Origin of the sequence: Thiobacillus sp. 65-1402, assembly GCF_001897685.1 — a bacterium.
In the GTDB taxonomy this organism is placed as follows: domain Bacteria; phylum Pseudomonadota; class Gammaproteobacteria; order Burkholderiales; family Thiobacillaceae; genus Thiobacillus.
This window is the reverse complement of sequence record NZ_MKUG01000158.1, coordinates 1-5,847: the sequence shown is the minus strand read 5'-3', so window position 1 is coordinate 5,847 and position 5,847 is coordinate 1. Positions and strand designations below refer to the sequence as shown.

Sequence of the window (5,847 nt, the reverse complement as noted above, 5' to 3'; positions counted from 1 at the left end):
GCCGGACATCGAACTGGTCGACCTCAAGCACATTCCGCTCGACAACGGCCTCACCCGCCCCGCCTTGCAGGCGCTCGCCGACACGCTGGCGCGCGGCGAGCAGAGCCTGGTGTTCCTCAACCGGCGCGGCTACGCCCCGGCGCTGTACTGCCCGAGCTGTGCCTGGGTGTCGCCCTGCCCGCGCTGCTCGGCGCGGCTGGTGCTGCACCGCACCGCGCATCGCCTGAAATGCCACCACTGCGGATTCGAGGCGCGCATCCCGGCCGAATGCCCGGGCTGCGGCAACCCTGACCTGAAGCCGCTCGGCCAGGGCACCCAGCGGCTGGAAGAAACGCTGGCCGCCCTGCTGCCCGCCGCGCGCCTGCGCCGCATCGACCGCGACACCATGCGCCCGCGCGCCTGGGCCGAACTCGGCGAAGCGGTGCATGGCGGCGCAGTCGACATCCTGGTCGGCACCCAGATGCTGGCCAAGGGCCACGATTTCCCCAACATGACGCTGGCGCTGATCCTCGACACCGACGGCGCGCTCTACAGCCCGGACTTCCGCGCCACCGAGCGCCTGTTCGCCCAGCTGATGCAGGTGGCGGGACGCGCCGGACGCGCCGACAAGCCCGGCCGCGTGCTGATCCAGACCGCCTTCCCCGATCACCCGCTGTTCCGCTACCTGCAGCGCCACGACTACGCCGGCTACGCGCGCACGCTGCTGGCCGAACGCAAGCAACTCGAACTGCCGCCCGCCACCCGGCAGGTGTTGCTGCGCGCCGAAGCGACCACCATGGATGCCGCGCTCGCCTTCCTGCAGCGCGCCGCTGCACTGGCACCCGATATGGCCGACGTCAGCGTTTTCGGCGCCACCCCGGCGGCGATGGCGCGCGTGGCCAACCTGGAACGCGCGCAACTGCTGGTGCAGTCGGCCTCAAGACTGGCATTGCAGGCCTTCGTGCGCGACTGGCGGCCGCGGCTCGACGGCATCCGGCCGCGCGTGGCGCGCTGGTCGCTCGATGTCGATCCCCTGGTGTTTTGAGGCCTTGCGCGCGGCGCTTATAATCGCCGACTACCCATTTCCGAACACTGAGGATGCGAGGCTTGCTCCCTCCTCTTTGTAATCATGTCCGACACCCATCCGCTTAAAGAACAGATCGCCCTGCTGATCGGCGAAGCCCTCGAAACCGTGGCGCCCGACGCTCCGGTCAGCCTCGACATCGAGCGCCCGAAAAACCCCGCCCACGGCGACTTTTCCAGCAACGCGGCGATGCAGCTGGCGCGTCCGCTGAAGAAGAATCCGCGCGAGCTGGCGCAGCTGATCCTGACCGAACTGCCGGTTTCCCCGCTGATCGCCAGGACGGAAATCGCCGGCGCCGGCTTCATCAATTTTCACCTCGCGCCCGCCGCCTGGCACGGCGTCGTGCCGCAGATCCGTGCGGCCGGCGCGCAATTCGGCCGCGGCGACGCCGGCGCCGGCCACAAGGTGCTGGTCGAGTTCGTTTCCGCCAACCCGACCGGCCCGCTGCACGTCGGCCACGGCCGCCAGGCCGCGCTCGGCGACGCGATCTGCAACCTGTACGCGGCGCAGGGCTGGGAGGTATACCGCGAGTTCTACTACAACGACGCCGGGGTGCAGATCGCCACGCTCGCCAACAGCGTGCAGGCGCGCGCCAAAGGGCTGCAGCCGGGCGACGCCGAGTGGCCGGAAGCGGCCTACAACGGCGACTACATCGCCGACATCGCAGCCGATTTCCTGGCGAAGAAGACCATGCAGTCGGACGATCGCGAATTCACCGCGTCGGGCGACGCCGACGACCTCGACTCGATCCGCCAGTTCGCGGTGGCCTACCTGCGCCACGAGCAGGACCTCGACCTCAAGGCCTTCGCGGTGCGCTTCGACAACTACTATCTGGAATCGAGCCTGTACACCAGCGGTCGCGTCGAGGCGACGGTAGGCAAGCTCGTCGACGCCGGCAAGACCTATGAACAGGACGGCGCGCTGTGGCTCAGGACCACCGATTACGGCGACGACAAGGACCGCGTGATGAAGAAGTCCGACGGCGGCTACACCTATTTCGTGCCCGACGTCGCCTATCACATCGCCAAGTGGGAGCGCGGCTTCGAGCGCGCGATCAACATCCAGGGCACCGACCACCACGGCACCATCGCCCGGGTGCGCGCCGGCCTGCAGGCGGCGGGCGTGGGCATCGCCGAGGGCTACCCGGATTATCTGCTGCACACCATGGTGCGCGTGATGCGCGGCGGCGAGGAGGTGAAGATCTCCAAGCGCGCCGGCAGCTACGTCACCCTGCGCGACCTCATCGAATGGACCAGCAAGGACGCGGTGCGCTTCTTCCTGCTCTCGCGCAAGGCCGACACCGAGTACATCTTCGACGTCGACCTCGCGGTGGCAAAAAGCACCGACAACCCGGTGTACTACGTGCAGTACGCGCACGCGCGCATCTGCCGCGTGTTCGAGGAATGGGGCGGGCAGCCCGCCGCGCTCGACGGCGCCGACCTCGCACCGCTGACCGCGTCGCACGAACTCGCGCTGATGCAGCGCCTGGCCGAATACCCGGAAACCGTCGCCGCCGCCGCGCGCGAGCTGGCGCCGCACCTGCTGGTGCATTACCTGCAGACGTTGGCGGGCGACTTCCACGCCTGGTACAACGCCGAGAAATTCCTGGTCGAGGATGCGGCGACGAAACTTGCCCGCCTCGCGCTGGCCGACGCCGCCCGCATTGCGATCGTCAACGGCCTGGCCTTGCTCGGCGTGTCCGCCCCGGAGAAAATGTAAGCATGGCAAAACCCGCACCCCGCAAGTCCGGCCGCTCGGGCGGCAGCTCCATTTTCACCGGCGTGCTGATCGGCCTCATCGTCGGTGCGGTGCTTGCCGTGGGCGTGGCGCTGTGGGTCACCGGCAACAATCCTTTCAAGCTCGCCGCGCCGGAATCGGCGCCGGCCAGACCGGCGCCCGCCGCGCCCGTCACACCGGAGACCGCGCCCAGCTTCGACTTCTACAAAGTGCTGCCCGGCGATGCGCCCACCGGCCCGCTGCCGCCCGCAGCGGATGGCGCAGCGGCCGCGCCCCTGTATTACCTGCAGGCCGGCGCATTCCAGAACCCGGCCGACGCCGACAACCTGAAAGCGCAACTGGCTCTGCTCGGCATCGAAACCGCCATCCAGACCAGCGACCTCGGCGACAAGGGCGTGTTCCACCGGGTGCGCGTCGGTCCCTTCCGTACCATGGACGAAGTCAACCGCACCCGTAGCCTGCTGACGCAGAACAATATTCCGGCCACACTGGTCAAAGAAGTTCCCACCCCACAGGAGACGCCTTGATGTTTACCCGCGCATTGGCCATGCTGGCCGCCGCCGTATTGTCCTTGTCCGCCTTTGCCGCCCCGAATGCAGCCGTCGAAGGCCGCGATTACACCCGCTTGAGCAGCGCGCAGCCGGTCGCCACCGGCAACAAGGTCGAAGTGCTGGAGTTCTTCTGGTACCGCTGCCCGCACTGCTTCCAGCTTGAGCCCGGCCTCACCGCCTGGCTGAAGACGCTGCCCAAGGATGCGCAGGTTCGCCGCGTGCCTGCGGTCTTCCGGGACGACTGGATGCCCGGCGCCAGGCTGTATTACACGATGGAGCAGATGGGCCTGCTGAACCGCCTGCACCACAAGGTGTTCGATGCCTACCACGTGGAAGGCATCAATCTCAACGACCCGGCGGTGCTGGGCGACTGGATGGCCAAGCAGGGGGTGGAGCGCGGCAAGTTCGAGGCGATCTACAACTCCTTCTCCACGCAATCCAAGGCCACGCAGGGCGCACGGCTTGCCGCCACCTACGGCATCAACGGCGTGCCGGCCTTCATCATCGACGGCAAATACGCCACCTCGCAGTCGATGGCCGGCAGCGAGCCGCGCCTGTTCGAAGTGCTCGACCAGCTCATCGTCAAGGCGCGCGCCGAGCGCAGCGGCAAAAAACCCGCCAGGTAGCGCAGTGCCTGATGCGTGCGGCCGCCACGGGTTTGGGCTAAACCCTCCGCAGGCGTGACTCTCCCGTTGCGGGTTTTCATCACCGGCGCCAGTTCCGGCCTCGGCGCGGCCCTGGCGCGGCACTACGGCGCGCTGGGCGCGCAGCTGGGACTGGCCGGGCGCCGGCTGCAAGGCTTGCAGGACACCGCCGCCGGGCTGGACGCGCGGCTGTACCAGGCCGACGTCCGCGATGCCGCCGCCATGCAGGACGCGGCCGCGGCTTTTCTGAACGATGTCGGCGTACCCGACATCGTGATTGCCGCAGCGGGCATCAGCATCGGCACCCTCACCGAGGAAGCCGCCGACGCGCCGGTGTTCCGTGCCGTGATGGACGCCAACGTGCTGGGGCTGGTGCACACCTTCCAGCCCTTCATCGCCGCCATGCAATCGAACCGCGGCGTGCTGTGCGCCATTTCCAGCGTGGCCGGAGTGCGCGGCCTGCCGGGCGGCGGCGCCTACTCGGCCTCGAAAGCCGCCGCCACGGTTTACCTCGAAGCGCTGCGGCTGGAACTGAAAGCGCGCGGCATCGCCGTCGTCACCGTTGCGCCCGGCTACATCGACACGCCGATGACGCGCGTCAACCCCTATGCCATGCCGTTCAAAATGAGCGCGCCGGCGGCGGCGGCCGGGGTGGCGCGTTGCATTGCGCGGCGGCGTTCCTACACCGTCATCCCCTGGCAGATGGCGTGGGTTGCCCGCGTGATGAAATGGCTACCGAATCGGGTCTATGATTTAATATTCGAGAAAGCCCCGCGCAAGCCGCGCAGCTTGCCGGCATAATGACGAAGCGCTCGCCCGACGGCAGCCACTCACCCTCTGCGGAGCACTGATGCCAGCCCCCTTGAACATCATCCTCATCGACGACCACCCGCTCCTGCGCATGGGCGTGGCAGGCTATATCCAGCAGGAACCGGACCTGACGCTGACCGCGCAGCTGGCCAATGCCGCAGAACTGCGCGCCTGGCTGGCGGCAGGAAACCGGGCCGATGCCGCGCTGCTCGACCGTTCGCTGCCCGATGCGGACGGGCTGGACCTGGTCTCCGACCTGCGCGACCTCGGCATCAAGGTCATCATGCTCACCATTGCCGATTCCGACGAGGAAATTTCCGAAGCCATCTCGTCCGGCGTCGACGGCTACGTCATCAAATCCAGCGAACCCGACCAGGTGCTGGCGGCCCTTCGCAGCGTATGCGACGGCCAGAGCAGCTTCCCGCTCAACATCATGCAGAAGATGGCGCGCGGCGAGCTCAACAACAGCGCGCTGTCCGCACTCACCGCGCGCGAAATGGAAATCGTCGACCACGTGAAGGAAGGGCTGTCGAACAAGGCCATCGCCTACAAGATGACCCTGTCTGAAAACACCGTGCGCAATCACCTGCGCAACATCATGGAAAAACTCGGCTTGCGCAACCGGGTCCAGGTCGCCACCCTGGCGCTGAAGGAAGACCACAAGCGGCACTGAGCCGCGCCGCCCGGTTCCGCGGCACAGATGCGCCGCGGTCCTATCGCCTCATTCCACGGTTACCGACTTCGCCAGGTTGCGCGGCTTGTCCACGTCGGTGCCCTTCTGCAAGGCGGCGTGATACGACAGCAGCTGCAGCGTCACGGTATGCAGGATCGGCGACAGCGCGCCGTTGCTGCCGCCGGGCAGTTTGATGACGTGCACGAAGGCCGACTCCTCGATGTGCACGTCGCCGTCGGCGAACACATACAGTTCGCCGCCGCGCGCGCGCACTTCCTGCAGATTCGACTTCAGCTTTTCGATCAGCTGGTCGTTGGGGGCGATGGTGATCACCGGCATGTCCTTGTCCACCAGCGCCAGCGGCCCGTG

7 protein-coding genes are annotated in these 5,847 nt (G+C 67.5%); 6 read left to right on the top strand and 1 reads right to left on the bottom strand.

Going from position 1 to position 5,847, the window contains the following annotated elements; translation table 11 throughout:
- The 6 genes from priA to BGO62_RS11995 form a co-directional block, all read left to right on the top strand.
- A partial coding sequence (priA, locus tag BGO62_RS12020) for a primosomal protein N' (RefSeq protein WP_296642744.1) occupies positions 1-1,024 on the top strand: 1,024 nt, incomplete at its 5' end.
- An 84-nt stretch (positions 1,025-1,108) separates the two neighbouring features.
- The gene (argS, locus tag BGO62_RS12015; protein WP_296642742.1) at positions 1,109-2,782 is read left to right on the top strand and encodes an arginine--tRNA ligase; all 1,674 of its coding nucleotides are present in this window, start codon (positions 1,109-1,111) and stop codon (positions 2,780-2,782) included.
- Between the two features lie 2 nt (positions 2,783-2,784).
- Positions 2,785-3,327, top strand: a complete 543-nt coding sequence (locus BGO62_RS12010) for an SPOR domain-containing protein (RefSeq protein WP_296642740.1) — start codon at positions 2,785-2,787, stop codon at positions 3,325-3,327.
- Positions 3,327-3,977, top strand: a complete 651-nt coding sequence (locus tag BGO62_RS12005) for a thiol:disulfide interchange protein DsbA/DsbL (protein WP_296642737.1) — start codon at positions 3,327-3,329, stop codon at positions 3,975-3,977. Before BGO62_RS12010 ends, BGO62_RS12005 begins: the two co-directional genes overlap by 1 nt.
- Positions 3,978-4,043: 66 nt before the next feature.
- Positions 4,044-4,796, top strand: a complete 753-nt coding sequence (locus BGO62_RS12000) for an SDR family oxidoreductase (RefSeq protein ID WP_296642745.1) — start codon at positions 4,044-4,046, stop codon at positions 4,794-4,796.
- 49 nt (positions 4,797-4,845) lie between these two features.
- Entirely contained in the window at positions 4,846-5,478 is a 633-nt protein-coding gene (locus BGO62_RS11995) for a response regulator transcription factor (protein ID WP_026177593.1), read from the top strand.
- A 48-nt stretch (positions 5,479-5,526) separates the two neighbouring features.
- Here BGO62_RS11995 and BGO62_RS11990 read toward each other — a convergent pair.
- Positions 5,527-5,847: SIS domain-containing protein (locus BGO62_RS11990; protein ID WP_296642732.1), on the bottom strand; the 321-nt coding region annotated here is incomplete at its 5' end.

What these genes read in the sequence shown, in the direction of transcription:
- BGO62_RS11995 (WP_026177593.1), top strand. Translation starts at nt 4,846, where the DNA reads ATGCCAGCCCCCTTGAACATCATCCTCATCGACGACCACCCGCTCCTG.
- BGO62_RS12005 (WP_296642737.1), top strand. Translation starts at nt 3,327, where the DNA reads ATGTTTACCCGCGCATTGGCCATGCTGGCCGCCGCCGTATTGTCCTTG.
- argS (WP_296642742.1), top strand. Translation starts at nt 1,109, where the DNA reads ATGTCCGACACCCATCCGCTTAAAGAACAGATCGCCCTGCTGATCGGC.
- BGO62_RS12010 (WP_296642740.1), top strand. Translation starts at nt 2,785, where the DNA reads ATGGCAAAACCCGCACCCCGCAAGTCCGGCCGCTCGGGCGGCAGCTCC.